General features: G+C 32.7%; 24 protein-coding genes. 20 read left to right on the plus strand and 4 right to left on the minus strand.

Annotation, left to right across the window (positions count from 1 at the left end):
• Positions 1 to 133: 133 nt before the first annotated feature.
• Positions 134 to 1,267, minus strand: coding sequence for an ATP-binding protein (locus FUA22_RS12260; protein ID WP_147768752.1), 1,134 nt, complete (start codon positions 1,265 to 1,267; stop codon positions 134 to 136).
• Between the two features lie 16 nt (positions 1,268 to 1,283).
• The gene (locus tag FUA22_RS12265; protein ID WP_147768754.1) at positions 1,284 to 2,039 is read right to left on the minus strand and encodes an SDR family NAD(P)-dependent oxidoreductase; all 756 of its coding nucleotides are present in this window, start codon (positions 2,037 to 2,039) and stop codon (positions 1,284 to 1,286) included.
• A 263-nt stretch (positions 2,040 to 2,302) separates the two neighbouring features.
• Here FUA22_RS12265 and FUA22_RS12270 point away from each other — a divergent pair, with 263 nt between their 5' ends.
• The 16 genes from FUA22_RS12270 (at position 2,303) to FUA22_RS12345 (ending at position 19,573) form a co-directional block, all read left to right on the plus strand.
• Positions 2,303 to 3,409 (plus strand): DUF4382 domain-containing protein, encoded by a 1,107-nt coding sequence (locus FUA22_RS12270; RefSeq protein WP_170309905.1) that lies wholly within the window; start codon positions 2,303 to 2,305, stop codon positions 3,407 to 3,409.
• 180 nt (positions 3,410 to 3,589) lie between these two features.
• Positions 3,590 to 4,591 carry an AAA family ATPase gene (locus FUA22_RS12275; RefSeq protein ID WP_147769075.1) on the plus strand — a complete coding sequence of 334 codons (1,002 nt, stop codon included), beginning with the start codon at positions 3,590 to 3,592 and terminating at the stop codon, positions 4,589 to 4,591.
• A 73-nt stretch (positions 4,592 to 4,664) separates the two neighbouring features.
• The gene (locus FUA22_RS12280) at positions 4,665 to 5,531 is read left to right on the plus strand and encodes a DUF58 domain-containing protein (protein WP_147768756.1); all 867 of its coding nucleotides are present in this window, start codon (positions 4,665 to 4,667) and stop codon (positions 5,529 to 5,531) included.
• Positions 5,532 to 5,610: 79 nt separating this feature from the next.
• The gene (locus tag FUA22_RS12285; protein ID WP_147769076.1) at positions 5,611 to 7,209 is read left to right on the plus strand and encodes a BatD family protein; all 1,599 of its coding nucleotides are present in this window, start codon (positions 5,611 to 5,613) and stop codon (positions 7,207 to 7,209) included.
• On the plus strand, positions 7,209 to 8,213 hold the full coding sequence (locus FUA22_RS12290; protein ID WP_147768758.1) for a vWA domain-containing protein: 1,005 nt from the start codon (positions 7,209 to 7,211) through the stop codon (positions 8,211 to 8,213). The genes FUA22_RS12285 and FUA22_RS12290 overlap by 1 nt, the downstream gene beginning before the upstream one ends.
• Positions 8,214 to 8,244: 31 nt before the next feature.
• Positions 8,245 to 9,282 carry a vWA domain-containing protein gene (locus FUA22_RS12295; RefSeq protein ID WP_147768760.1) on the plus strand — a complete coding sequence of 346 codons (1,038 nt, stop codon included), beginning with the start codon at positions 8,245 to 8,247 and terminating at the stop codon, positions 9,280 to 9,282.
• Positions 9,283 to 9,351: 69 nt separating this feature from the next.
• Positions 9,352 to 9,960: a peroxiredoxin-like family protein gene (locus FUA22_RS12300; RefSeq protein WP_147768762.1), complete on the plus strand. Its 609-nt coding sequence runs from the start codon at positions 9,352 to 9,354 to the stop codon at positions 9,958 to 9,960.
• A gap of 6 nt (positions 9,961 to 9,966) precedes the next feature.
• Positions 9,967 to 10,821, plus strand: coding sequence for a tetratricopeptide repeat protein (locus FUA22_RS12305; RefSeq protein WP_147768764.1), 855 nt, complete (start codon positions 9,967 to 9,969; stop codon positions 10,819 to 10,821).
• A gap of 27 nt (positions 10,822 to 10,848) precedes the next feature.
• A complete protein-coding gene (locus tag FUA22_RS12310) occupies positions 10,849 to 12,621 on the plus strand; it encodes a BatD family protein (protein WP_147768766.1) in 1,773 nt (590 codons plus the stop codon).
• Between the two features lies 1 nt (position 12,622).
• The gene (locus tag FUA22_RS12315) at positions 12,623 to 13,381 is read left to right on the plus strand and encodes a tetratricopeptide repeat protein (RefSeq protein WP_147768768.1); all 759 of its coding nucleotides are present in this window, start codon (positions 12,623 to 12,625) and stop codon (positions 13,379 to 13,381) included.
• 53 nt (positions 13,382 to 13,434) lie between these two features.
• Positions 13,435 to 13,737: a hypothetical protein gene (locus tag FUA22_RS12320; protein ID WP_147768770.1), complete on the plus strand. Its 303-nt coding sequence runs from the start codon at positions 13,435 to 13,437 to the stop codon at positions 13,735 to 13,737.
• A gap of 96 nt (positions 13,738 to 13,833) precedes the next feature.
• The gene (locus tag FUA22_RS12325; protein ID WP_147768772.1) at positions 13,834 to 15,396 is read left to right on the plus strand and encodes a SulP family inorganic anion transporter; all 1,563 of its coding nucleotides are present in this window, start codon (positions 13,834 to 13,836) and stop codon (positions 15,394 to 15,396) included.
• Between the two features lie 12 nt (positions 15,397 to 15,408).
• Positions 15,409 to 16,203 carry a universal stress protein gene (locus tag FUA22_RS12330; protein WP_170309906.1) on the plus strand — a complete coding sequence of 265 codons (795 nt, stop codon included), beginning with the start codon at positions 15,409 to 15,411 and terminating at the stop codon, positions 16,201 to 16,203.
• A 29-nt stretch (positions 16,204 to 16,232) separates the two neighbouring features.
• A complete protein-coding gene (locus tag FUA22_RS12335) occupies positions 16,233 to 16,910 on the plus strand; it encodes a DUF2490 domain-containing protein (RefSeq protein WP_147768776.1) in 678 nt (225 codons plus the stop codon).
• Between the two features lie 70 nt (positions 16,911 to 16,980).
• Positions 16,981 to 18,843 carry a SulP family inorganic anion transporter gene (locus FUA22_RS12340; RefSeq protein WP_147768778.1) on the plus strand — a complete coding sequence of 621 codons (1,863 nt, stop codon included), beginning with the start codon at positions 16,981 to 16,983 and terminating at the stop codon, positions 18,841 to 18,843.
• 100 nt (positions 18,844 to 18,943) lie between these two features.
• Positions 18,944 to 19,573 carry a carbonic anhydrase family protein gene (locus FUA22_RS12345; RefSeq protein WP_147768780.1) on the plus strand — a complete coding sequence of 210 codons (630 nt, stop codon included), beginning with the start codon at positions 18,944 to 18,946 and terminating at the stop codon, positions 19,571 to 19,573.
• Positions 19,574 to 19,615: 42 nt separating this feature from the next.
• Here FUA22_RS12345 and FUA22_RS12350 read toward each other — a convergent pair whose 3' ends face one another.
• Positions 19,616 to 20,146 (minus strand): CvpA family protein, encoded by a 531-nt coding sequence (locus tag FUA22_RS12350; RefSeq protein WP_147768782.1) that lies wholly within the window; start codon positions 20,144 to 20,146, stop codon positions 19,616 to 19,618.
• 69 nt (positions 20,147 to 20,215) lie between these two features.
• On the opposite strand from FUA22_RS12350, the gene FUA22_RS12355 reads away from it, so the two are divergent.
• The 3 genes from FUA22_RS12355 to FUA22_RS12365 all read left to right on the plus strand — a co-directional run bounded on the left by FUA22_RS12355 (position 20,216) and on the right by FUA22_RS12365 (position 22,637).
• A complete protein-coding gene (locus FUA22_RS12355) occupies positions 20,216 to 20,572 on the plus strand; it encodes a hypothetical protein (protein WP_147768784.1) in 357 nt (118 codons plus the stop codon).
• A 146-nt stretch (positions 20,573 to 20,718) separates the two neighbouring features.
• Positions 20,719 to 21,738, plus strand: a complete 1,020-nt coding sequence (pheS, locus tag FUA22_RS12360; RefSeq protein ID WP_147768786.1) for a phenylalanine--tRNA ligase subunit alpha — start codon at positions 20,719 to 20,721, stop codon at positions 21,736 to 21,738.
• Between the two features lie 77 nt (positions 21,739 to 21,815).
• Positions 21,816 to 22,637 (plus strand): DUF6090 family protein, encoded by an 822-nt coding sequence (locus FUA22_RS12365; protein ID WP_147768788.1) that lies wholly within the window; start codon positions 21,816 to 21,818, stop codon positions 22,635 to 22,637.
• Positions 22,638 to 22,712: 75 nt separating this feature from the next.
• Here FUA22_RS12365 and FUA22_RS12370 read toward each other — a convergent pair whose 3' ends face one another.
• Positions 22,713 to 23,165, minus strand: a complete 453-nt coding sequence (locus FUA22_RS12370; protein WP_147768790.1) for a pyridoxamine 5'-phosphate oxidase family protein — start codon at positions 23,163 to 23,165, stop codon at positions 22,713 to 22,715.
• Positions 23,166 to 23,269: 104 nt separating this feature from the next.
• Between FUA22_RS12370 and FUA22_RS12375 the strand changes: the two genes are divergently transcribed.
• Complete coding sequence (locus FUA22_RS12375; protein ID WP_147768793.1) at positions 23,270 to 23,665, plus strand: hypothetical protein; 396 nt, start codon at positions 23,270 to 23,272, stop codon at positions 23,663 to 23,665.
• Position 23,666 lies beyond the last annotated feature (1 nt).

A 23,666-nucleotide genomic window follows, 5' to 3' on the forward strand; every position in this document is an offset into this window, starting at 1 on the left:
ACCTTGCCTCAATGCCAAATTTATTTGGAGAAGCAAGGTCTATATCATAAAAGATTAATAGCAATACAAATTTGAGGCTAAATTCTCATTTATCAAAATTTCAAGGTTAAATTACGGTTAAATCTGTATGAAATTAACTATATTTCACTTTTCTCAAAATTCGTAGTGATTCTTTGTGAAGTTGGTAAATTTGATCACTATAAGACTTTAAATAGCGCTTAGCTTCATCAAGTTTATCAATGGCTTCATCAAATGAATTCAAATAACAAATTAAATAAGTCGCTGATAAATTTCTTAAGTCCAATTCTTCGTTTTTTGTTAGAGTTAGTCCCTTTTTTAGTTTTTCAAGAAGTGTATTATTAGTGTTGTAAATATGGTGTAATACTTTTTTGTCATATTGAGGTGGCTCAAATAGAAGTGTAGTGTCAATATTGTAATTGGCATTGTTATCAAACTTGATAATGGTTTCTTCTAACGGATAATATTTATTAGAATTTTGAAGACCAAGGTTCACATATTCAATGATTTTAAAACTGTTATCATCAAAGAAAATGGATACTTCATCTAAAGCCGAAAAGAACAATCTTACTTGTTCATTTATTAGCTCAATATCAACTCTAGAGTAAAAAAAATCGTCTTTTACATGTTTTTTTTGCCCAGACCAACACAAAACAAAATACTCCTTAAACACTTTATATTGGGCATTGAAGTCTTTACGTTTATTCATAAAATCAAATACACCATTTAGCGTATGTTCTATGTTGTTTTGAGCGTTTTTTTCAATAGCATCAACAATTTTAGAATTAACATCTTCAACTACAATGTCAAATACTTTTGGCATGCTCATACTGCCATCTCTAAAGAATACAGAGCCACCATAATATTTCCAGATATTTTTTCTAAGAGAAGTTAACTTTTCAATAGGTCTAATAGTTACCAAACCCACTACCTTGTCATCTGGTAAATGAGGAAAAGGGATGTTTTCATATTGAACTATTGGTGGATTTGATAGATAAGCATTTATGAGGTTTTGTATTTTGCTATCATCAAAAAAATCTACACCTCTAATATGGTTGTCTTCATCTTCAACACCAATAACTATATATGAATTGTTTTTAGGATTACTGTTTGAAAGCGCGCAAATATGTTTTAAAAATTTAGCTTTTCCTTCCTTATGGCTAATGTCTATTTTACGCTTTTTATCATAAAAACTATTCTCGTCGTTATGAGCTAAAAGATGTTTTATTAGTAGGCGTTTATTAATCATGGTTGTCAGTGCAATCTTAGTTGAATTCCTTTTTTACTATAGTACTATTAGCTTGAGCTGTACAAAACATTAAAACATCGGCAATATTTACATGAGGTGGTCTAGACACTGCAAAATAAATAACTTCAGCAACATCTTCGGCTTGCAGCGCTTTAAATCCTTGATATACCGTATCAGCAATTTTATCACCTTTAAAACGAACTTGGGAAAATTCAGTTTCTACTAACCCAGGGTTTATTGAACCAACCTTAATTCCATAAGGATTCAAATCTATACGCATGCCTTCCGTAATCGCTAAAACAGCATGTTTGCTTCCGCAGTAAACATTGCCTTTAGGATAAACCTCTTTTCCTGCAGAAGAACCAATGTTTATAATATGACCAGATTTACGTTCTGTCATCCCCGGAATAATGGCTTTACTCACATAAAGTAAGCCTTTTACGTTTATATCCATCATCGCATCCCAATCGTCAATGCTACCTTCACTTATAATGTCTAAACCATGGGCATTACCAGCATTATTAATTAAAATGTCAATGTTTTTAAATTTTTCTGGTAAAGACTGAATAGCCTTAAAAGCTTCCTCTTTATTTCTAACGTCAAAGTTTAAAATATAAACATTAGTTAGTTTACTTAGTGCTTTTTGAATGGTTTCTAATCGTCCTAATCGTCGGCCACAAAGCACCAAATCTATTCCATGTTTAGCAAATTCAAATGCCGTTGCGTGTCCAATACCACTAGTGGCTCCGGTAATTAAGGCTGTTTTTTTCATTTTTATAACGTAAATAATTGCTCTTTATCGATACGGTTTACCCGTTATGTATTTTTTTATACCATTCATGTATAAAAGTATATAAAACACCTATTATTTCGTATAATTGTGTTTAAAATATAGGTGTTATTTAAGTCCAATTTTAATTGGAAAACTAAACATTAAAGTTACATTTTAATAGTTAATAATTGAACTTTTTTAAGTGATTAGTAATCCGAAGAATGTGATTTAGCGTAAATAGAAATACATTAAAAAATTAAACTATGAATATTTTAAACAAACTAAAGTTGCTTTTACCATTACTACTAATTTCTTTCTTGTTTTCCTGTAATGACTCAGAGTCTTCTGGAATAAACAAGGAAGCGCCAACAATTACTATTAGACTAGTTGATAATCCAGGAGATTATAAAGCGGTTAATGTAGAGATAGTAGATGTGATGATTCGAATGGAAAATGAAACTGAAGGAGAGGGAGAAAGTGAAGATGAAAGTAGTTGGATGTCTTTAGATGCAAATAATGAGACTGTAAACTTATTAGAATTTACTGGTGGATTTAGCAAAGTGTTGGTTGAGGAGTATCCTATTCCAACAGGTACATTAAGCCAAATTAGATTGGTGTTAGGTGATGGTAACACGATTGTGATTGAGGGAGAAGAAGGACAAGATGATGAGGAGTATGCACTGAAAACCCCTAGTGGACAACAGTCTGGTTTAAAGGTTAAAATAGATACGCCTATAGTTCAAGGTTTTACCTATGACTTTATTCTAGATTTTGATGTTGAAAAATCTATAGTTCATGCAGGTAATTCAGGTAATATTATTTTAAAGCCTGTTATTTATGCTAGTGCTGAAGCAACTTCAGGTATAATTGAAGGAACTGTATCTCCTTCTGATGTACCTGCCATGGCTAAAGTTGTGGTGACTGATCCTGATGGTGATTATGAAGTTTCAGCCTATACTGATGAAAATGGCGCTTTTGCTTTATGGGGAGTTCCTGCGGGAACCTATGAAGTGACGGTTATGCCCTTAGACGAGGAAGGTGATTATAACGGAGCAAGCGCTAGTGATGTAGTGGTTGTTAACGGTGAAATAACAACTATAACAGATTCTATTGTTTTACCATTGAAACCAGGGTCAATTAGTGGTACCATATCTGGATTAGCAGAAGGTGTAAAAGCAACAATTTCTATTAATGATGGAGCTTCTACAAGTGTTGAAACTGGTGATGGTGGTGTGTACTTAATTGAAAATATAGAACCTGGAGATTATAAAGTGACTATTTCTGCTACGGGATATTTGACTCAGGAATTTGATATCAACTTAGATCCGGATGAAAATGAAGTAGTAGATGCGACTTTAGTTTTAGAGTAACAAATAAGTAAATAAATATTTAAAAGCAACGCTATAAAGGCGTTGCTTTTTTTATTCTTTAAATATGCCATTTTCTTGAATATTTTAACCAATTGTTAACAACAATTCAGGAATAATTTTAACAATTTGCAACCCTCAAAGAAGCTTGCTATATTCGGGCTTTAAAAAATTAAAAAAATGATGGAAGAAACAGGTACAATTGATATTAAGACAATTAACGAGAAGATAGAAAAGGAAAGTGCTTTTGTTGATTTACTGATGCTGGAAATGAATAAAGTAATTGTAGGCCAAAAACATATGGTTGAACGATTACTAATTGGATTGTTAGGTCAAGGACATATTTTGCTAGAAGGAGTTCCTGGGCTTGCTAAAACTTTAGCTATTAATACTCTCTCACAAGCTGTTGATGGTAGTTTTAGTAGAATTCAGTTTACACCAGATTTATTACCCGCAGATGTTGTTGGAACCTTAATTTACAATATTAAAGAGAACGATTTCTCAATTAAGAAAGGTCCTATTTTTGCAAACTTTGTGTTAGCAGATGAGATTAATAGAGCACCCGCAAAAGTACAGTCGGCTTTACTTGAAGCAATGCAAGAAAAGCAAGTTACTATTGGTGACGAAACCTTTATTTTGGATAAACCTTTCTTAGTAATGGCAACACAGAATCCGGTAGAGCAAGAAGGAACTTATCCTTTGCCAGAAGCACAAGTTGACCGTTTTATGTTAAAAACAGTTATTGATTACCCAAAAATTGATGAAGAACAGCACATTGTTAGAGCCAATTTAAGAGGGTCTTTTGATAAGGTAAATCCTGTTGTTTCTGTGAAGCAAATCTTAACGGCGCAGGCTGCTGTTAGAGAAGTTTACATGGATGAGAAAATTGAAAAATATATTTTGGATATCATTTTTGCTACTAGATATCCTGAAAAATATAAACTAGCCGATTTAAAACCTCTTATTTCTTTTGGAGCTTCACCTCGTGGAAGTATCAATTTAGCAACTGCAGCTAAATGTTATGCTTTTATAAAACGTAGAGGATATGTAATTCCAGAAGATGTTAGAGCCGTGGTGCACGATGTGTTGCGTCATAGAATTGGTATTACCTATGAAGCTGAAGCTGAAAACGTGACTTCAGAAGATATCATCAACAAAATAGTTAACGAAATAGAAGTACCATAGGATTTTAGAATTTAGAATGACGAATGACGATTGTAATTGAATTAATCAAAAATGTACGATCGTAAATTGAAAGATGGATACTAAAGAATTACTAAAAAAAGTACGGAAAATTGAGATCAAGACACGTAGGTTGTCTGATCATATTTTTGGAGGAGAATACCACTCTACCTTCAAAGGACGCGGTATGACTTTTAGTGAAGTACGCCAGTATCAGTACGGTGATGATGTGCGTAATATAGATTGGAATGTTACTGCAAGAACGAATGAACCCCACATAAAGGTTTTTGAAGAAGAACGAGAGCTCACCATGATGCTTATGGTTGATGTTTCAGGTTCTAAATTGTTCGGAACCTCTCAACAATTTAAAAACGAAGTGGTTACTGAGATTGCGGCAACTTTGGCCTTTTCAGCAACACAAAATAATGATAAAATAGGCTTAATTCTGTTTTCAGATAAAGTAGAACTCTACATTCCGCCAAAGAAGGGGCGCTCGCATGTATTACGTATTATTCGTGAGCTTATAGAGTTTGAGCCGGAAAGTAGAGAAACTAATCTAACAGAAGCATTAAAGTTTTTGTCAAACGTGATGAAGAAAAAAGCCATCGTTTTTGTGATGTCAGATTTCATAGTTGATGATTATGAACATACTATGAAAATTGTTTCTGGCCGGCATGATGTTACTGGTATCAGAGTGTATGATAAACATGAGGAAACTATTCCAAATTTAGGTATGGTTCAGATGCTTGATGAAGAAACTGGGGAGTTAATGTTGGTTAACACTTCATCAAAAAAGGTAAGATTAAATTATGGTAAATTTTATAATGAAAGAGTGAATTACTATAAAGAGAGTTTTACAAAATCTGGTGCGGGAACAATAGACTGTAGAGTTGATGAAAGCTATGTAAAAAAGTTACTAGGTTATTTTAAACGAAGAGGATAGATTAAGTTATAATAAAAGTTTAAAAGTGATAAGAAATAAGTTACTAAATATTATAAAGCATTTTAACAAAAAGGCAATAATGCTTTCTTGTGCCTTTTTACTATTTACTATTACCTTTAATGCTCAAGTATTGTCTTCAATAGATTCTACTTCAATAAAAATTGGAGAGCAAATCACTTATAGAATACAAGTTGAAACTGATACTACCAATTTGGTAGTGTTTCCTGAAGGACAAACATTTTCACCATTGGAAATGATTGAATCCTATGCTGTAGATACGCTTAAAAAGAATAAAAAGTTTAGTCTTATTAAAAAATACGGATTAACTCAGTTTGATTCTGGTGCTTATACAATTCCAAGGCAGAAAATAGTTATTGGAGATAAAACATTTTTAACAGACTCGCTAAAAGTTGAGGTTAATAATGTGGTTGTAGATACTACAAAACAAGGGCTCTACGGAATAAAACCAATTATTGAAGTTAAGAAAAGAGGTGGGAATTGGTGGAAGTATCTTTTGGCTACTTTGTTAATAATAGGCATTGTTGCAGTTATACTTTGGTGGTTTATATGGCGTAAAAAACCATTAACTGAAGAAGAACAAATAGCATTATTACCACCGTATGACAGAGCTAAATTAGCGTTAAAGAATCTTGATGAAAGTCATTATTTAGAGCATGAAGAGTTAAAATCATATTATTCTGAGTTAACCCTAATCATAAGGAAATATTTAGACGAAAAGGTTTATGACCACTCTTTAGAAAGTACTACAGACGAGTTGATTTCAAGGCTTAGGCTTTTGAAAGAAGGAAATCAAATAGATTTAAGTAAGGAAACCATCAAGAATATTGAAAGTATTCTAAAACGCGCAGATTTAGTAAAGTTTGCCAAATCAGCACCTGATATAGCTCTAGCAGAATTAGATAGAAATACTGTTGATGCTGAAATTGATCATGTACGGGAAGTGCTGCCAGAACCAACCGAAGAGGAAAAACTTTTAGATGAAGAATACAGAGCAGCGTTGGAGCGTAAAAAGCAACGTAAAAAGATTATCATTACAGTGGCAATAAGTGTGTTCCTTTTAATGGCAACTATTGGTGGATTTTCAATTAAATATGGTTTTGGATATGTAAAGGACACCATTATTGGGCATGATAGCATTGAACTTTTGGAGGGAGAATGGGTGACCAGTGATTATGGATTCCCACCAATTTCAATTTCAACACCAAAAGTTTTAAAACGCTTAGAACTTGATTTACCTGAAGAGTTATTGAAACAAGCAGATATTACCATGTTTGGTTATGGTAGTTTAATTGAGAAATTTAATATAGTAGCTGCTACTTCTAGGATAAAGAATTTAGGTGAAGGTAAAATTGATATTCAACAAGCTATAGATGGTAATTTAAAAACATTTGAAGCTGCCGGAGCCCAGAATATTATTACCAAAAATGAAAAGTTTGTAACGCCTAATGGTGCAGAAGGATTAAAAGTATATGGAACCTTAGATATGGCAATTCCAAATTCAGATAAATTTGAAAGCGGTAGTTACGTTATTTTAGGCTTTACAGCCGAAAATGTGATTCAGCAAATTTCCATTACTTGGAGAGAAGATGACACTTATGCAGACCAAATTGTAGAACGCATTTTAAATTCAGTTGAACTTAAAAAAGAAGAAAGCTAATGTTTGAGGGAATAGAGTTCTTAAATAAACAATGGTTTTGGGTGCTTTTAGTACTTCCACTGGCTAAACTTTGGTATATTTTTAAGCATAACAGGCAAACAGCAGAACTTAAAATATCAAGTTTAAAAGGTTTTAAAATTACTAATTCTTGGTTACCAAAAGTAAGGCATTTGTTGTTTGTGTTGAGACTATTGGCTTTAACGCTTTTGGTAATGGCATTGGCTAGACCACAAACGGTTGATGTGTCTACTAAAACAAAAACCACAAGAGGAATTGATATTGTAATGGCTATAGATGTTTCAGCAAGTATGCTAGCAAAAGATTTATCGCCAAATAGATTGGAAGCTTTAAAAAATGTAGCTTCAGAATTCATCAAAGGAAGACCTAATGATAGAATTGGCTTGGTGGAATATGCAGGTGAGAGCTATACAAAAACCCCCATTACAAGTGATAAAGCCATTGTTTTAAGATCTCTTAAAAGTATAAGGTATAATAATATAATTGAGGGTGGTACTGCTATTGGTATGGGGCTAGCAACAGCGGTTAATAGGTTAAAAGACAGTAAAGCTCAAAGTAAGGTTATCGTTCTGTTAACCGATGGAGAAAATAATGCTGGTTTTATAGATCCAATTACTGCTAGTTCATTGGCTGCAGAATATGGTATTAAAACGTATACTATTGGTTTAGGAACAAACGGTATGGCATTATCACCAGTTGGAACTTTGCCTAACGGTAGTTTTCAGTACGGACGCATACAAGTTAAAATTGATGAAGAGTTATTAAAAGAAATAGCAGAGGCTACAGGTGGCAAATATTTTAGAGCCACTAACAACAAGAAGTTAGCCGAAATCTATAATGAGATTAATAAGTTGGAAAAAACAGAAATTGAAGAATTTAAATTTTATAATTACGAAGAAAAATATAGACCATTGGTGATTTTAGCAGGCATGTTATTGTTGCTTGAGATATTATTAAGATTCTCAATTTTCAGAAGTTTTGTATAAGAGATAAAAGAACATAGATAAAACACAAAAAGTGTATCAATTAGAAGAAAAAATATGGTTTTGGGCGTTAGTGGTTATTCCGGTAATCATTCTGTTCTTTTTGGTGCTTCAATTTTGGAAACATAAAGCTCAGCGCAGGTTCGCAGATAAAGCATTGTTGAAGAAGTTAAGTCCTAATACATCCTTGTTTAAATCCGTATTAAAAATCAGCGTTTTAAGTTTAGCGTTTTTGTGTCTTACCTTGGCATTAGTAAATCCTAAAATTGGCACAAAACTTGAAACTGTTAAACGCGAAGGTGTAGATATTGTATTTGCTGTAGATGTTTCAAAAAGTATGCTAGCTGAAGATATTGCTCCTAACCGGTTGGACAAATCAAAACAGTTAGTCACACAAATAATAAACAATTTAGCAAGTGACCGTGTAGGAATTATTGCGTATGCGGGAAAAGCGTTTCCGCAATTACCTATAACTACAGATTATGCTTCGGCTAAAATGTTTCTACAGGGAATGAATACAGATATGTTATCGTCTCAAGGAACAGCTATTGGTGAAGCTATTAAGTTAGCGACTACCTATTTTGATGATGAAGAGCAAACCAATAGAGTTCTAATAATTATTTCAGATGGAGAAGATCATAGTGAAGAGGCAGCAGCTGTTGCTGAAGAAGCAAGTGAGGAAGGTATTAGGATTTTCACAATTGGCGTTGGTGATGAAAAAGGAGGGCCAATACCAATAAAACGAAATGGCGTTGTTTTAAATTATAAAAAAGACAGTCAAGGAGAAACAGTTATAACGCGTCTAAATGAAGAAACTCTTATGGCTATTGCCGAAGAAGCTAATGGTGCCTATATAAATGGTAAGAACACTAAAGATGTGGTAGAAAATATCCGTGAGATTTTAAGTAAAATGGATAAAACCGAATTTGAAGCAAAACAATTTGCAGATTTTAAAGACCAGTTTCAATGGTTTTTAGGTTTTGGTATTTTCTTTTTACTATTAGATGTGTTCTTGTTAGAACGTAAAACAGCTTGGTTAAAAAAGTTGAATTTGTTTAATGAGAATTTATAAATTCTTTAACGAAGAAAAAAATAAGGTTTTATATATTAGAATTTAAAACAGAAATCTGTAAAGACGAAAATGAAAACTAAAAACAAATATATCACGTTTATACTGTTATTTACTATATCGTTTTCAGGTATGGCGCAAATTGCAGAAAGTGATACAGACATCTCTCCGTTGTTAATTAGCGAGAAAGTTCCTAGTTTAAACATTACTTCAATAGAAGGAAAAAAAGTGGAATTGTCTGAAGTGCTAAAAGAAAAGCCTTCAGTAATGTTGTTTTATAGAGGCGGATGGTGCCCTTATTGTAACAGACACCTTTCCGCGGTTAGCGACATAGAAAATGATATTAATGATCTTGGTTACCAGATAATTGGTTTAAGTCCAGATTCGCCCGAAAATTTAAGAATATCTAAAGATAAAGGAGATCTCAAATACAAACTTTTTTCAGATGCAGATGGAGCCTTAAGTAAAGCCGTGGGTATAGCCTTTAAAGCTCCAGAGCGTTATTCAAACAAACTTAATCAGTTTTCAGGAGGACTTAACTCAGGGTTTTTACCAGTACCATCACTATTTGTTGTAAGTACAGATGGCACCATACTTTTTGAGTATATAAGCCCTAATTACAAGCAAAGAATAAGTGCTGCATTATTATTAGAAGTCTTGAAACAATTAAAAGAGAAATAAAGAAAGATGAAACAAGTATTATTAGTCCTTTCAATATTTTTTGTAACTATTTCTTTTGCTCAAGAAAAAAAGGAAAAGGAGCAATTATTGGTTTTAAAAAAGGCAAATAACTACGTATATGAAGGGAATGATTTAGTTGAAGATGACAATTTTGTTTCCGGTGAAATGGAATATAGAAAAGCTATTTCATTAAATTCTAATTCTGTTGAAGGAAATTACAATTTAGGAAACGCCTATTATGATAAGGGTAGTTATGAAGAGGCATTATACCGTCATCAACAAGCAGCAAACAGCAGTACTTCAAAAGCAGAAAAGCACAAAGCATTTCATAATATTGGGAACATTTTAATGCAAAATAAAAAGTGCAGTGAGGCTGTTGAAGCTTTTAAAAGTGCTTTAAGAAACAATCCGACAGATGATGAGACACGTTATAATTTAGCCTTAGCTAAAGAATGTGCTAAAAACGAGGAGCAGAATAAGGATCAAAACGAGGACGATCAAAACAAAGATCAGAATCAGGATGAAAATAAAGAAAACCAAGATCAAAAGGAAGATAAAAAGGACCAAGAAGGCGACAATAAGGAAGAGAATAAAGATCAAGATGATCAGAAGGAAAATGAAGGTGATGACAAGAAAGATGAAGACGGAAAGCCTAAAGATGAAAAAGAAGATAAAGGTAAAGAAGGTGATAAAAAAGAAGATAAAAAGCAGGCTCCTCCAAAACCACAACAAGGAAAAATGTCTCCTCAACAAATTAAAAATTTGTTAGAGGCTATGAACAATCAAGAACAAAAGGTTCAAGAAAAAATGAACGCCGAAAAACAAAAAGGTGTTAAAGTTAAAACAGATAAGGATTGGTAATAAATCTGTAAATCTGAAGTTTCAAACATGAAGTTGACAAAAAACATATCAATAATTGTATTAATGCTAGTTTCTAGCTTTGCTATGGCTCAAGTAAAATTTGAAGCCAAAGTAAGTAAAAAGAAGCTAGGTGTTAATGAACGCCTAAGTGTTGTTTTTGAAATGAATGATGATGGGGATAATTTCACTCCTCCAGATTTTAATAATTTCACTGTAATTGGAGGCCCAAATATATCTCAAAGTCGTCAATGGGTTAATGGTGTTAAATCTTATAGTAAAACATACACCTATTTTTTAGCACCTAAAAAACGTGGGACTTTTACAATTAATCAAGCTACAATTGAAATAAAAGGAGAGGTTTACAAAACAGCAACCATTAAAGTAGAGGTTACAGCAGCAGTAGATATTCCAAAAGACCCTAATGACCCTAATTATGTAGCATCTGAAAACATTCACTTAGTAGCTGAAGTTTCTAATACAAATCCATATCTTAATGAGGCTATTACAGTGGTTTATAAACTATATATTTCGCCTAAAATTGCAGCCGATAATGTAAATGAAATTGATACACCGCAGTATAACGATTTTTGGAGTCAAAGTCTAGATAGACAAAACGAGAAAATAGTTAATACCACCTATAATGGAGAAGATTATAGATATATTATCTACAAAAAGGCGGTATTGTACCCTCAGAAATCAGGAAAGCTAAAAATAGAACCTTTAACGCTAAACGTAACTTTAAGGGTGCCTACTAACAGGCGCGACATTTTTGGAAGTCGTTTAATGACTAGAGTTAATAGAACCATTTCTGCAGGCAGTAAAACCATTAATGTTAAAGCTTTACCTGAAACAGGAAGGCCAGTAGATTTTACTGGTGCTGTTGGTGATTTTAGTCTAGATGTTACTGCCTCAAAAAAAGAACTGGATGCCACGGAATCTTTACAGGTAAAAGTAAATGTAAAAGGAAAGGGTAATTTAAAATTATTCAAGCTTCCTAAAATATCTTTACCAAGTTCTTTAGAGGTTTATGAACCGGAACATAGCGAGAAAGTAAGAACTAATTTATCGGGTATGCAAGGAAGCATTTCTGATAGTTATACTGTAGTGCCGCAATTTAAAGGTAAGTATCCAATACCTAGTATCTCCTTTTCGTATTTCGATTTAAAAACAAAAAGTTACAAGCGTTTGTCTTCAGACGAAATTATTATAGATGTAGTAAACGGCCCGTCATCAAGTAATACCAATAGTGATAATGCTGTGGTTTCAAATAACAAACAGGCTGTAGTTTTAAACAGTGACCAGTTTGCATTTATTAAAACTAAAACCAATTTTACCAGCATAACTCCAACATATTTTTTCAAAACAAATTCATTTTGGATGATGCTTTTATTGCCATTTTTGGCAATTCCAATTGCTATAGTTGTAAGAAACAAGAAAGCTAGTAGAGATGCTGATGTTTACGGAAATAAAATAAGAAAGGCAGATAGGTTAGCTAGAAAATATTTAAAAGGAGCCAAAAAATCGCTGGGTCAAAAAGAAGCTTTTTATATAGCTCTAGAAAAAGCATTACATAATTATTTAAAGGCCAAATTGCATATTGAAACAAGTGATTTAAGTAAAGATAAAATCAAAAGCCTTCTCAATAACAAGCAGGTAGAAGAAGCTGCAATTAATGATTTTATTGGTATTCTAGAAAACTGCGAATTAGCAAGATATACACCAATTGATATTGTTACTATGCAAGAAGATTATCAAAAAGCAGCTAAAACAATTTCATTAATAGATAAACAAGCCCGATAGTATGAAGAATCTATTTTATATAGTATCGTTTTTGTTTGGTTCAATTCTTTTTGCGCAAAATCAATCGTTATTTGAACAAGGAAATACCCTGTATAATGATGGAAAATATGCCGAAGCAATTGATAAGTACAACGCTATTTTAGAAACCGAAAATCATTCAGCAGATTTATATTTCAATTTAGGAAATGCACATTATAAACTCAATAATATTGCACCAAGTATTTACTATTATGAAAAGGCACTGCAATTAAATCCTGAAGATTTGGATATTAAGAATAATATAGCCTTTGCCAGAAATATGACTATAGATGCCATTGAAGTAGTTCCAGATGCAGGATTTTCTAGACTGGTTAAAAACACAACAAACACTCTAAGTTTTGATAATTGGGCAAAAGCTTCTGTAGGGCTTGTTTTTTGCTTTGTAATTTTATTTTTGATGTATTATTTTGCTTATTCCACCTTAATTAAACGCTTAACGTTTATAGGAAGTTTAGCAGCCTTATTTTTTGTTTGTGTTACGTTTGCTTTCGCTTTTCATAAATATAATTTAGATAAAAAAGACAATCCAGCCATTGTGTTTGTTCAGGAAACAAAGATTAAGAGTGATCCGAATATACGAAGTGAGGAATCTTTCAGATTGCACGAAGGAACTAAGGTGCAGGTGATTGATGATTACAAGGACTGGAAGAAAATTGAACTTTCCGATGGCAAAACAGGTTGGGTGATCTCAGAAGAAATTAAATTGTTGAAGGATTTTTAATAATTCCTTAACATAAAAAAGTCTATATTTGTTTTTCAAATTTTTTTAAACAGATGTCAAGAAGGATTATATCCATCTTTTTTTCAGTGATTTTTATGGCGTTTTTAACGGCGCCTACAGTCCTTACATGGATAGATGATTCTATTGATGTTTCTGTTTTTTATACCTCTGCTGAAGAAGAAGAAAAAGGGAATGAAAAGAATAAGGATATGGAAAAGGTGTTTTGCGAAGGGCCACATCCAGATCCAGTTTTTTCTCGCTTTAATCCCGAAAATGAATTAGAATACTTTTTCAAAGCATACCCCAAACCCCATTTAAACATCATTTCGCCACCTCCTGAAATGAACATATTATAATCTAGGTTTTTGTTGGCTCCTTTTTTTGTAGCCAAAATTCAATTTTTTTTTAAATCACCTGTAGTTATATTTCTATGGGTAATAGTTATTTATAATATGTTTAAAACAATTAAAAATGATTTACCGGCAAGTATTGTCGTTTTTTTCGTAGCACTACCATTATGTTTAGGTATTGCTTTAGCCAGTGGCGCACCACTTTTTTCAGGATTAATAGCAGGAATTATTGGAGGAATAGTAGTTGGAATGTTGAGTGGATCTCAAATTGGCGTAAGTGGTCCGGCAGCAGGTTTAGCCGCTATTGTATTAACCTCTATTGGAGCTTTAGGAGGTTTTGAAAACTTTTTAGTAGCTGTTGTGCTAGGTGGAGTTATTCAAATTTTATTTGGGGTATTAAAAGCAGGTGTAATTGGGTATTATTTCCCATCATCTGTGATTAAAGGAATGTTAACTGGTATTGGTATAATAATTATTTTAAAGCAGATACCTTATTTTTTAGGATATGTATCAGAAAAAGGAGAAGGTACATTTGAGCAAATTTTTAATTCCTTTACAAATATTGGTTTAGGGAGTGCCGTAATTGCTGTAATTGGCCTTGGAATATTAATTCTTTGGAATAACGTGCTTACTAAAAAAGCCAAAATATTTCAGTTAATTCAGGGGCCATTGGTTGCAGTTGTGCTGGGTATTATTTTCTATTCTTTTTTCGGGGACTCTGGTAATTTGGCTATAGATGAAAAGAGTTTGGTAAGTGTGCCAATTCCATCTGATATTTCTTCATTTTTAGGTCAGTTTACGTTTCCTAATTTTGGTGTTATTTTCCAAGGAGATGTTTGGATTGTAGCTTTTACAATTGCTTTAGTAGCTAGTTTAGAAACCTTACTTTGTGTTGAGGCAACTGATAAGATTGACCCTTTAAAAAGGGTAACACCAACCAATAGAGAGTTGTTAGCACAGGGAACGGGTAATATTCTTTCTGGTTTAATTGGTGGCTTACCAATTACCCAGGTAATTGTTAGAAGTTCGGCTAATATTCAATCCGGAGGAAGATCAAAACTATCCGCAATTATTCATGGTTTCTTATTAATAATTTCAGTGATTGCTATACCAAAGCTACTCAACTTAATTCCGTTGTCAGTATTAGCTGCAATTTTATTAATTGTTGGATATAAGTTGGCTAAACCGGCCTTATTTAAAAAGATGTATGATTTAGGTTGGAAGCAATTTATTCCGTTTACGGTAACTGTTTTTGGTATCGTATTTATTGATTTATTATACGGAATTGGATTAGGTTTAGGTGTAGGTATCATTGTTATACTTTTAAAGAGTTACCAGAACTCTCACTTTCTTCATATTGAAGATAAAAGTAATGGTAAGCACAAAATCAAAATGTCGCTTGCAGAAGAAGTTACCTTTTTTAATAAAGGGGCTATTTTAAAAGAACTTGATAGTTTACCAAGAGACACCTATTTAGAGCTAGATCTTATTAAAACAAGGTTCTTAGATAATGATATTATTGAAATAATGGATGACTTTGCCTTTAAGGCCAAAGAGCGAAATATTGATATTAAGCTCATATCTAAGCGCGGAGTTGTGGAAAATCCAGAAAGTTTTGTCGAATTTTTTAGAACTAGACCAAAATCTAGTTTAGGTTTAAGTTAAATAAATATGAATATGAAAACAAATAACAGATATAAAATATTAGTGCTTTTAGATTTAAAAAGCAATTCAGATACTATTATAAAAACCACCGCTAATTTAGCTAAAATGATTGGTGGCGATATTGACATTTTACATGTAAAAAAACCTGTTGATATAGTTAAAAATGATAATCAATTATCTTCTGTACGTTCAATTAATAGGGATTATATATCAAGCAAAAACCATATTGAAGACGTTGTAAAATCTATTGATAAAGGTTTAAACGTAAGCTATGGCTTAACATATGGTAATGTGAAACAAGAAATTGAAGAGCATATAAAAAATACCAATCCGAATATTATAGTTTTAGGAAAAAAACGTTTTAATGCTTTAAAATTGACTGGAGATAAGCTTACTAAGTTCATACTTAAGAAGTATAGTGGTGTTGTTTTTATGGCTTCCAATAAAAATGTTTTGGAGTATGATGAAAACTTATCATTAGGTATATTAAATAACTTTGAACAGCCAACGGAAGATTTAGCAAAAAGGTTAATTGACTTAACTCAAAAGCCTGTAAAGGCATTTAAAATTCAAAAATCAGCGGATGGATTGGGTCAAAGTAATAACGATTTGACCTCTAAAAAAACGGTTGAATATGTTTTTGAATCAAATGATAATGCGGTTGGCAACCTATCTCATTACATGGCAAAGAGTAATGTTGATTTGCTTTGTGTTAGTAGAAACATGGTGGAATCTAAAAAATCCGGTATTCTAAATTTAAATGATTTAATTAAGAAGGTAGATGTTTCGCTGTTACTTACAGCGTAGTAGTTTTAGTTTCATTAAAACATTTAAACATGCAAAAGAAGTTAAGTAGAGCAAGTTTGGTAGCATTGGTGATAGGACTAATGCTACCGGTATTTGCCCAAAGTCAAGAAAGTGATTTTGGCAACTGGCTAATATACATTGGTAGCAAAAAACTAAATTCAAAATGGAATCTCCATCATGAAGTTCAATATAGGAATTATGATGCCATTGGTGACCTTGAACAACTTCTTTTAAGAACTGGATTAGGTTATACTTTCAATGAGGGCAAGAACAATGTATTACTAGGATACGGTTACATTCTTTTAGAAAATTATTTAGGAGATACTGATGATAAGGTTTCTGTTAATGAGCATAGAATATTTCAACAATTTATTTCTAAGCAAAAAATTGGAAACGTAAGTTTAAGTCATAGATATAGGTTTGAACAACGTTTTGTTGAAAGCGATTTTAAAATGCGTTTTCGTTATTTCCTAGCTTTTAAAGTGCCTTTTAAGAACAAAGAAAAAGAAAATAGTAAATTATACCTATCTGCTTATAATGAAATATTTCTTAACACTAAAAGTTCGGTTTTTGATAGAAACCGTGTTTATGGTGGTTTAGGTTATAATCTAAATAAAAATATTAGAATTGAGGCTGGGTATATGAATCAGTTTTTTGAAACAAGCGGTAGAGACCAATTTAATTTGATCACCTTTGTTAATTTCTAATATTGTAAGAAAAGTTTAAAAGTATTATCTTTTTAGTTTACTTTTAAAACTTAACTAAATATTAATTATCATGAAAGACTTATTCTCTAATATTAAAGGAGATGCCTTTGGAGGAATTACCGCAGGTATAGTGGCATTACCCTTGGCATTAGCCTTTGGAGTATCTTCAGGTTTAGGTCCGAGTGCTGGACTTTATGGAGCTATTTTTATTAGCTTTTTTGCAGCACTTTTCGGTGGTACTAGTACCCAAATTTCTGGTCCAACAGCTCCAATGACTGCTGTTAGTATGGTAATTATTGCAGGTATAATTGCAGCTAATGATGGAGATGTTAACAAGGCATTACCAGTAATTCTAACAGTTTTTCTTTTAGCTGGTTTAATGCAGGTTGGGTTAGGGATATTAGGATTAGGTAAGTACATTAGATACATTCCGTATCCAGTGGTTTCTGGTTTTATGACTGCCATTGGGGTCATAATTCTTATAACTCAAATATTGCCCTCATTAGGTTATTATGCTAAAGAGGATGTGCAGTTTGTTGAGCAATTTAAACCACAGGCAGAAGAAATTATTCTTGATAATATATTAAAGGAAGAAGCCGGAGAAGGAATTTTGGTGCTTGAAGATTTTAAAGAAACAATTAGTAGAGCTGAAAAAATAACTGGGGATGATATTTTAAGAGAAAGCAAAACCTTGGCAGGTAAAGAAGCCTCTGGGGTGTTAGGAGCTTTAAAGGTATTACCTAGAGCACTTAAAAACATTAATTGGTTAGAATTGATATTGGCCTTAGGTACTATTTTTATCATTTATGGGTTTAAAAGAATAACTAAAGCAGTTCCAAGTACATTGGTGGCTTTGATTGTAATGTCGGGAATTGCCATTGGTTTTGGTCTGAATTACAGACCAATTGAAGAAATACCTAGTGGGTTACCCCTTCCAAATTTGGAAATTTTCACTCAATTTAAACTAAGTAGTCTTACACCCTATATTTTTACAGCACTAACACTGTCTCTCTTGGGAGCTATAGATTCATTATTAACGAGTGTTGTGGCCGATAATATGACTAAAACAAAACATAAGCCAAATAAGGAATTAGTAGGTCAGGGTATAGGTAATAGTATTGCGGCTGTATTTGGAGGTATCCCTGGTGCGGGAGCAACTATCCGTACGGTAGTAAATATTACATCTGGTGGTAAAACAAAATTATCAGGAATGATAGCGGGTTTACTACTGTTTGTGATTTTATTGGGATTAGGACCTATTGCATCAAAGATTCCTGCAGCTGTTCTTGCTGGTATTTTGGTTACGGTTGGTATTGGTGTTATGGATTACAAAGGCTTAAGAGCTATTCCTAATTTACCTAAAGATGTTAAAATTGGGCCAGTTAAATTTAGTATGGAAGTAGTAATAATGCTTACAGTATTAATTCTATCTACATTCTGGAATTTGGTTTACGCGGTAGGTATCGGTTTAGTAATAGCTTCATTAATGTTCATGAAGAAGATAGGTGATTTAACCGCCGAACGTTCTGATGTGAAACCATTAAAAGAAGAGGCTTGGGCTGATGAGGCTGGTTTTCCAGAGAACTTAAAAGAAGAGGTATTTATAAAGCATATTAAGGGGCCCTTATTTTTTGGTTCTACAAGTGACTTTCAACAGTTAGCTGCACAAATACCAAAAACAGCAAAAACGGTTGTCGTGCGTTTTGATCGTATGCAATATATGGATCAATCTGGTCTTTACGCACTAGAAGATATGTTGTTAGACTTAAGAAAGAATGGTGTAGATTTCTTATTTGTAGACCTTCTGCCTCAACCACGTTACTTGATGGAACGTATTGATATAATACCAGATTTTGTGCCTGAAGAACATATATTCGACACTTTTGAAGAATGTATGGTATGGATTAAAGAAAATATAGAAGATAAACATTAAAAAATTATGCAATGAGCTATTAAAATTATTTGGTAACACCTATCAAAATATTTATGGGCGAATTACATATGACAATTAAAAAACAATAAAAATTAAACAGATGAAAAACATAGCAATTACAAAAACAGTTCAAGATACTTTAACACCAGCAGGTGTATTACAAGATTTATTGGAAGGGAACAAAAGATTTATTGATGGTAATGGTCAGGCAGTAGATAATTCTGCGCTAGTTGAACAAACAGTTGGTGGCCAATTCCCAAAAGCGGTTGTGCTTTCTTGTATAGATTCTCGTGTACCAGTTGAAACAGTTTTAGATCAAGCTATTGGTGATATTTTTGTGGCACGTGTAGCAGGAAATTTTGAAAACGTTGATATTTTAGGAAGTTTAGAATACTCTTGTAAAGTAGCAGGAAGCAAGCTAATATTGGTACTGGGCCATGAGCATTGTGGCGCTGTAAAAGCTGCTTGTGATGGCGTTGAACTTGGAAACATTACAGATTTATTAGCTAATATTTTACCAGCTGTAAAACAATCTGCAGATGAGGTTGAAGGAGAAGCAAATTCTTCAAACTCAGAATTTGTTGCTAAAACTGTAGAAAACAATGTTAAACTTACAATTGAAAGAATTAAAGAGCGTAGCCCAATCTTAAAAGACATGGAAGCAGCAGGAGAAATTCAAATAGTGGGAGGAGTTTACATGTTGTCATCAGGAAAAGTAGAGATGATTTAATTAAGATAAAACCAATAGGAAAGCCGCTTTTAGCGGCTTTTTTTATACTTCATTATTCAATGCTTCTTCCTTTTCAGAAGGTTCTTTATTTTCAAACTCTAAAATATAGGGTAAAACAACGGGCACCAAAGCCTTTACATGAGTATATAAAACAGAAGATTCTAAATCATCTTCATCTGCAAACGGAATTGTCTTATTAAACTTATCAAATACAATTAAAACAACGCTAAGTATTACGGCAATTTTTAATGCGCCAAAAACAGCACCAAGAAGTCTGTTTATAAGACCTAAAGCTGCAAAATTGGCTATTTTAGTCAATGCTTTTCCTGCCATACCAATTACAACTACAATCACCACAAACGTAATGGCAAAGGCAACTATGTTTATGTATTTCAGTTCCCAATCAACCTTTTCAATCAAGAAATCGGCTGCAAAATTACTAAAATGAATTGCACCGTATACTCCGGCTACCAAAGCTACTAAAGAAGCAACTTCAACAAAAAGCCCTTTAGAAAAACCGCGTATTAAACCAAACAATATTAAAGCACCTAAAACTATATCAATAACACCCATAATATTTCAATTTAAACAAATATAAATAAGTCGCACATAGTTTATTAACTTTGCCAATTAAAAATTAGTATGTCTAGAGACGAACAATTAAAAGAAAGATGGGGTCAGGTGGTTGAAAAATTGTCTAGTCAGTTTGCAGATGGAGATCCTTTAGACCTTGATGCCATTATTTATCTAATTGGTGTGCAGGAGTTAGGACAATTAGATAGAACCTTTAAAAAAGATCAAAAGCTAGACCTCATGCATATTGCTATTTGTAAGCTTTTAACGCCCTATGGCTATTATGAATTAGATTTTGTAGACCCAGATGGGTGGCCACATTATAAGATGCTTGAAGCTCTTCCGCATTTAAAAGCCGGTGAACAAAGTGTTTTAATGAAGGAGGCCATTGTAAACTATTTTTTAGAGACTGAATTTATTAATTAGTAGTTGGGCGTTCCCTAAAGGTCGGGCTTTCACTACTCAATCTTTTTACTTTTTAAAAAGTAAAAAGGATTTCAAACAAGGCGTTCAATCCCTAACGCAAATCCCGATAAATTCATTAAATTTGCCAACCATTTTGAATTGATGTCATGATTGATAAATTAAAAGAACTCATAGCAGAAGCCGAAGAATTTAAGGCCCAAACAAAAGAAGAGGTTGAAGCATTCCGTATAAAATACTTAGGTAAAAAGGGATTGTTAAACGATTACTTTGCTGAGTTTAAAAATGTAGCTAACGATCAAAAACGTGAGTTTGGTCAGACTATAAATCAGCTTAAAAAGACAGCTGAGGACAAAGTAAATGCCTTAAAAGAAGAATTAGAAAGTAAGGAAGAAGTAAAAGGTATTTATGGAGATTTATCACGTCCGGGTGAGCCTATTCAAATAGGGGCACGTCATCCTATTTCTATAGTTAAAAATCAAATTATAGATATCTTTTCACGTATTGGTTTTAACGTTAGTGAAGGTCCAGAAATTGAAGACGATTGGCACAACTTCACCGCATTAAACTTACCAGAATATCATCCAGCTCGTGATATGCAGGATACGTTCTTTATTCAAACCAATCCAGATATTTTATTACGTACACACACCAGTTCGGTACAAGTACGTTATATGGAAAACAATAAACCACCTATAAGAACCATTTCTCCGGGGAGAGTGTATAGAAATGAAGCTATTTCGGCACGTTCGCACTGTTTCTTTCATCAGGTAGAAGGATTGTATATTGATAAGGATGTGAGTTTTGCAGACTTAAAGCAAACACTTCAATACTTCACAACAGAAATGTTCGGTAAGTCAGAGATTCGTTTACGTCCATCGTATTTCCCATTTACAGAGCCAAGTGCAGAGGTTGATGTATATTGGGGCTTAAAAACCGAAACCGATTACCGAATCACCAAAGGAACCGGTTGGTTAGAAATTATGGGTTGTGGTATGGTAGACCCTAACGTTTTAGAAAACTGCGGTATCGATTCTAAAGAATACTCAGGTTTTGCTTTTGGTATGGGTATAGACCGTATTGCTATGCTATTACACCAAATTGGTGATATTCGTTTATTAAGTGAAAACGATGTACGTTTCTTAGAGCAGTTTAAATCGGCATTATAACCATTTATTTTTCTTAAATTGTAACACAGGCCTTTTATTATTTTTTGGCTTGATAATTAGTGTTTTGTTACAAGCTTATGATAAAATTTTTTAGACGCATCCGTCAGAACCTACTAACTGAAAATAAGTTCAAGAAGTACATAGTCTATGCAATTGGAGAAATTGTTTTAGTGGTTTTAGGAATCTTGATTGCCTTACAAATTAATACATGGAATGAGAAGGTACAAGAGCGTAAAGAAGAACAAAAAGTTTTATTGAATTTAAGAACTGAATTGACGGGTAACCTTACTTTTTTGAAATATATTAAGAGAAACAAAGAAGGTGCACTTCTTTCTATGAGGGTGCTTATGGATGAATGTACTAATAATCCTGATTACAAAAATCATAACCTTGATAGTTTGTTAGGAAAGGCTTTCATTGCTGGGTGGAAGTTTGTGTCTCATACTGGGGCATTAACAAACGTTTTAAAATCTGATAAACTAAATTTGATAAGTAATGATAGTCTAAAAGGATTATTAATTTCTCTACCTACGGTAATAGATTTTGTTGCAATGGAAGACGATTCTTATAGGTCTGATATGCATAATTATTATTTACCCTTTTTAGCCAAATATTATCAGACAAAAAATATTACTAATGAGATAAATCAATTAGAAATTGATTGGACTTCAGAACCTTCTCGATTTAAAAGAAATCCTGAAGATTTGTTGAATAACCCAGAGTTTGAAAGCGTGTTAAATTCGCAGCTCATTTTCATGAAATTTTCTTTATTCTCTATTCAATATCTCGAGCAGGCTTTTGAAACTATTTTACCTATTATTGAGGAGGAAATTGATAATAATCATTCATCTGTTTTAGATAATCAACAATTTTATGAAGATGGTTTACCGATTAATTGATAATTACTTTTTGTTTTATCATTGGAACTCAGTGATGTAATATGAGACAAATAAAACCATGTTTCTTTTAAGAAGTTAAAACCCATAACTTTTCTTAGCACTTTCAATCTGCGCTTCTTCTGTAGTTTCAGGATATAAAATATATCTTGGAGCAATAATGGGTTTAGCACTTTCAACGGTAATTTTAAAAATAGAAGCAAACGGAAATTTACCTTCGGTTATTTCTAATAAAGGTTTTTCTAAAGATTCAAATTCAGCATCGCTTTTAGGTACAACTTTTGTCTTACCTTTTAGCTGATATCCTTTTTGAACCAGAACATCTATAAAACTCAAGCAAATCTTTGGATTATCTTTTATGTTTTTTGCAGTTTGAGGGGATGCAACATTAGCTATAATGATGGTTTTATCATCATAAACCGTAAAGATTTCTTTAGGTGACACATTAGGTATATTATCTAATGATGCCGTTGCCAACCAGCATAATACACTTTGGTCAATGTACTTTTTTATGTTTTTTGTAAGCGTCATTTGTTAGAGGTTTGTAAAGTAATCTTTTACGAATTTAATGGTTTTATTAAGGAAATCAAATTCTTAAAAAACCACTATTTTTGTGCTTTTATTAAATAAGAGATATGAGGAAAGATATTGAAGTACCTAAAGTTGAAGGTGTTTATGTGGCGGTTGTAAATGAGTATAACGATGTTTACAAAACACAAGATTGGAATGCCTACATTATTAATGATAAAGAGGTAGACTTAGATATGGTTCTTATTGTAACTAGTGGTTATTCTGAAAACAAAACAACTTCTGTTTTTAGAAAGAAGTTAGATAAGTTGCCTAAAAAGAGTTATGCGAAAATTGAATTGATTCAAGAAGACTTGTTTGCTTTAAATAACACCTTTAAAGTATCTTTTTTTGAAGGAAACACCATGTTTGATAAAACCTATTTATTTAGAAAAAACACCATTAATTTAAAGGCGCTTCAACCTATACCATTAATGGATGTGAAAGGTGTTTTGGTAAAGTAAA

Source organism: Seonamhaeicola maritimus (assembly GCF_008056315.1).
GTDB lineage: Bacteria > Bacteroidota > Bacteroidia > Flavobacteriales > Flavobacteriaceae > Seonamhaeicola > Seonamhaeicola maritimus.

Coding starts and splice junctions, on each gene's coding strand:
- FUA22_RS12340 (WP_147768778.1), top strand. CDS start 16,981: ATGAAAGACTTATTCTCTAATATTAAAGGAGATGCCTTTGGAGGAATT.
- FUA22_RS12350 (WP_147768782.1), bottom strand. CDS start 20,146: ATGGGTGTTATTGATATAGTTTTAGGTGCTTTAATATTGTTTGGTTTA.
- FUA22_RS12355 (WP_147768784.1), top strand. CDS start 20,216: ATGTCTAGAGACGAACAATTAAAAGAAAGATGGGGTCAGGTGGTTGAA.
- FUA22_RS12305 (WP_147768764.1), top strand. CDS start 9,967: ATGAAACAAGTATTATTAGTCCTTTCAATATTTTTTGTAACTATTTCT.
- FUA22_RS12280 (WP_147768756.1), top strand. CDS start 4,665: ATGGATACTAAAGAATTACTAAAAAAAGTACGGAAAATTGAGATCAAG.
- FUA22_RS12330 (WP_170309906.1), top strand. CDS start 15,409: ATGAAAACAAATAACAGATATAAAATATTAGTGCTTTTAGATTTAAAA.
- FUA22_RS12300 (WP_147768762.1), top strand. CDS start 9,352: ATGAAAACTAAAAACAAATATATCACGTTTATACTGTTATTTACTATA.
- FUA22_RS12365 (WP_147768788.1), top strand. CDS start 21,816: ATGATAAAATTTTTTAGACGCATCCGTCAGAACCTACTAACTGAAAAT.
- FUA22_RS12325 (WP_147768772.1), top strand. CDS start 13,834: ATGTTTAAAACAATTAAAAATGATTTACCGGCAAGTATTGTCGTTTTT.
- FUA22_RS12285 (WP_147769076.1), top strand. CDS start 5,611: ATGCTTTCTTGTGCCTTTTTACTATTTACTATTACCTTTAATGCTCAA.
- FUA22_RS12310 (WP_147768766.1), top strand. CDS start 10,849: ATGAAGTTGACAAAAAACATATCAATAATTGTATTAATGCTAGTTTCT.
- FUA22_RS12270 (WP_170309905.1), top strand. CDS start 2,303: ATGAATATTTTAAACAAACTAAAGTTGCTTTTACCATTACTACTAATT.
- FUA22_RS12345 (WP_147768780.1), top strand. CDS start 18,944: ATGAAAAACATAGCAATTACAAAAACAGTTCAAGATACTTTAACACCA.
- FUA22_RS12290 (WP_147768758.1), top strand. CDS start 7,209: ATGTTTGAGGGAATAGAGTTCTTAAATAAACAATGGTTTTGGGTGCTT.
- FUA22_RS12275 (WP_147769075.1), top strand. CDS start 3,590: ATGGAAGAAACAGGTACAATTGATATTAAGACAATTAACGAGAAGATA.
- FUA22_RS12335 (WP_147768776.1), top strand. CDS start 16,233: ATGCAAAAGAAGTTAAGTAGAGCAAGTTTGGTAGCATTGGTGATAGGA.
- FUA22_RS12320 (WP_147768770.1), top strand. CDS start 13,435: ATGTCAAGAAGGATTATATCCATCTTTTTTTCAGTGATTTTTATGGCG.
- FUA22_RS12375 (WP_147768793.1), top strand. CDS start 23,270: ATGAGGAAAGATATTGAAGTACCTAAAGTTGAAGGTGTTTATGTGGCG.
- pheS (WP_147768786.1), top strand. CDS start 20,719: ATGATTGATAAATTAAAAGAACTCATAGCAGAAGCCGAAGAATTTAAG.
- FUA22_RS12260 (WP_147768752.1), bottom strand. CDS start 1,267: ATGATTAATAAACGCCTACTAATAAAACATCTTTTAGCTCATAACGAC.
- FUA22_RS12265 (WP_147768754.1), bottom strand. CDS start 2,039: ATGAAAAAAACAGCCTTAATTACCGGAGCCACTAGTGGTATTGGACAC.
- FUA22_RS12370 (WP_147768790.1), bottom strand. CDS start 23,165: ATGACGCTTACAAAAAACATAAAAAAGTACATTGACCAAAGTGTATTA.
- FUA22_RS12315 (WP_147768768.1), top strand. CDS start 12,623: ATGAAGAATCTATTTTATATAGTATCGTTTTTGTTTGGTTCAATTCTT.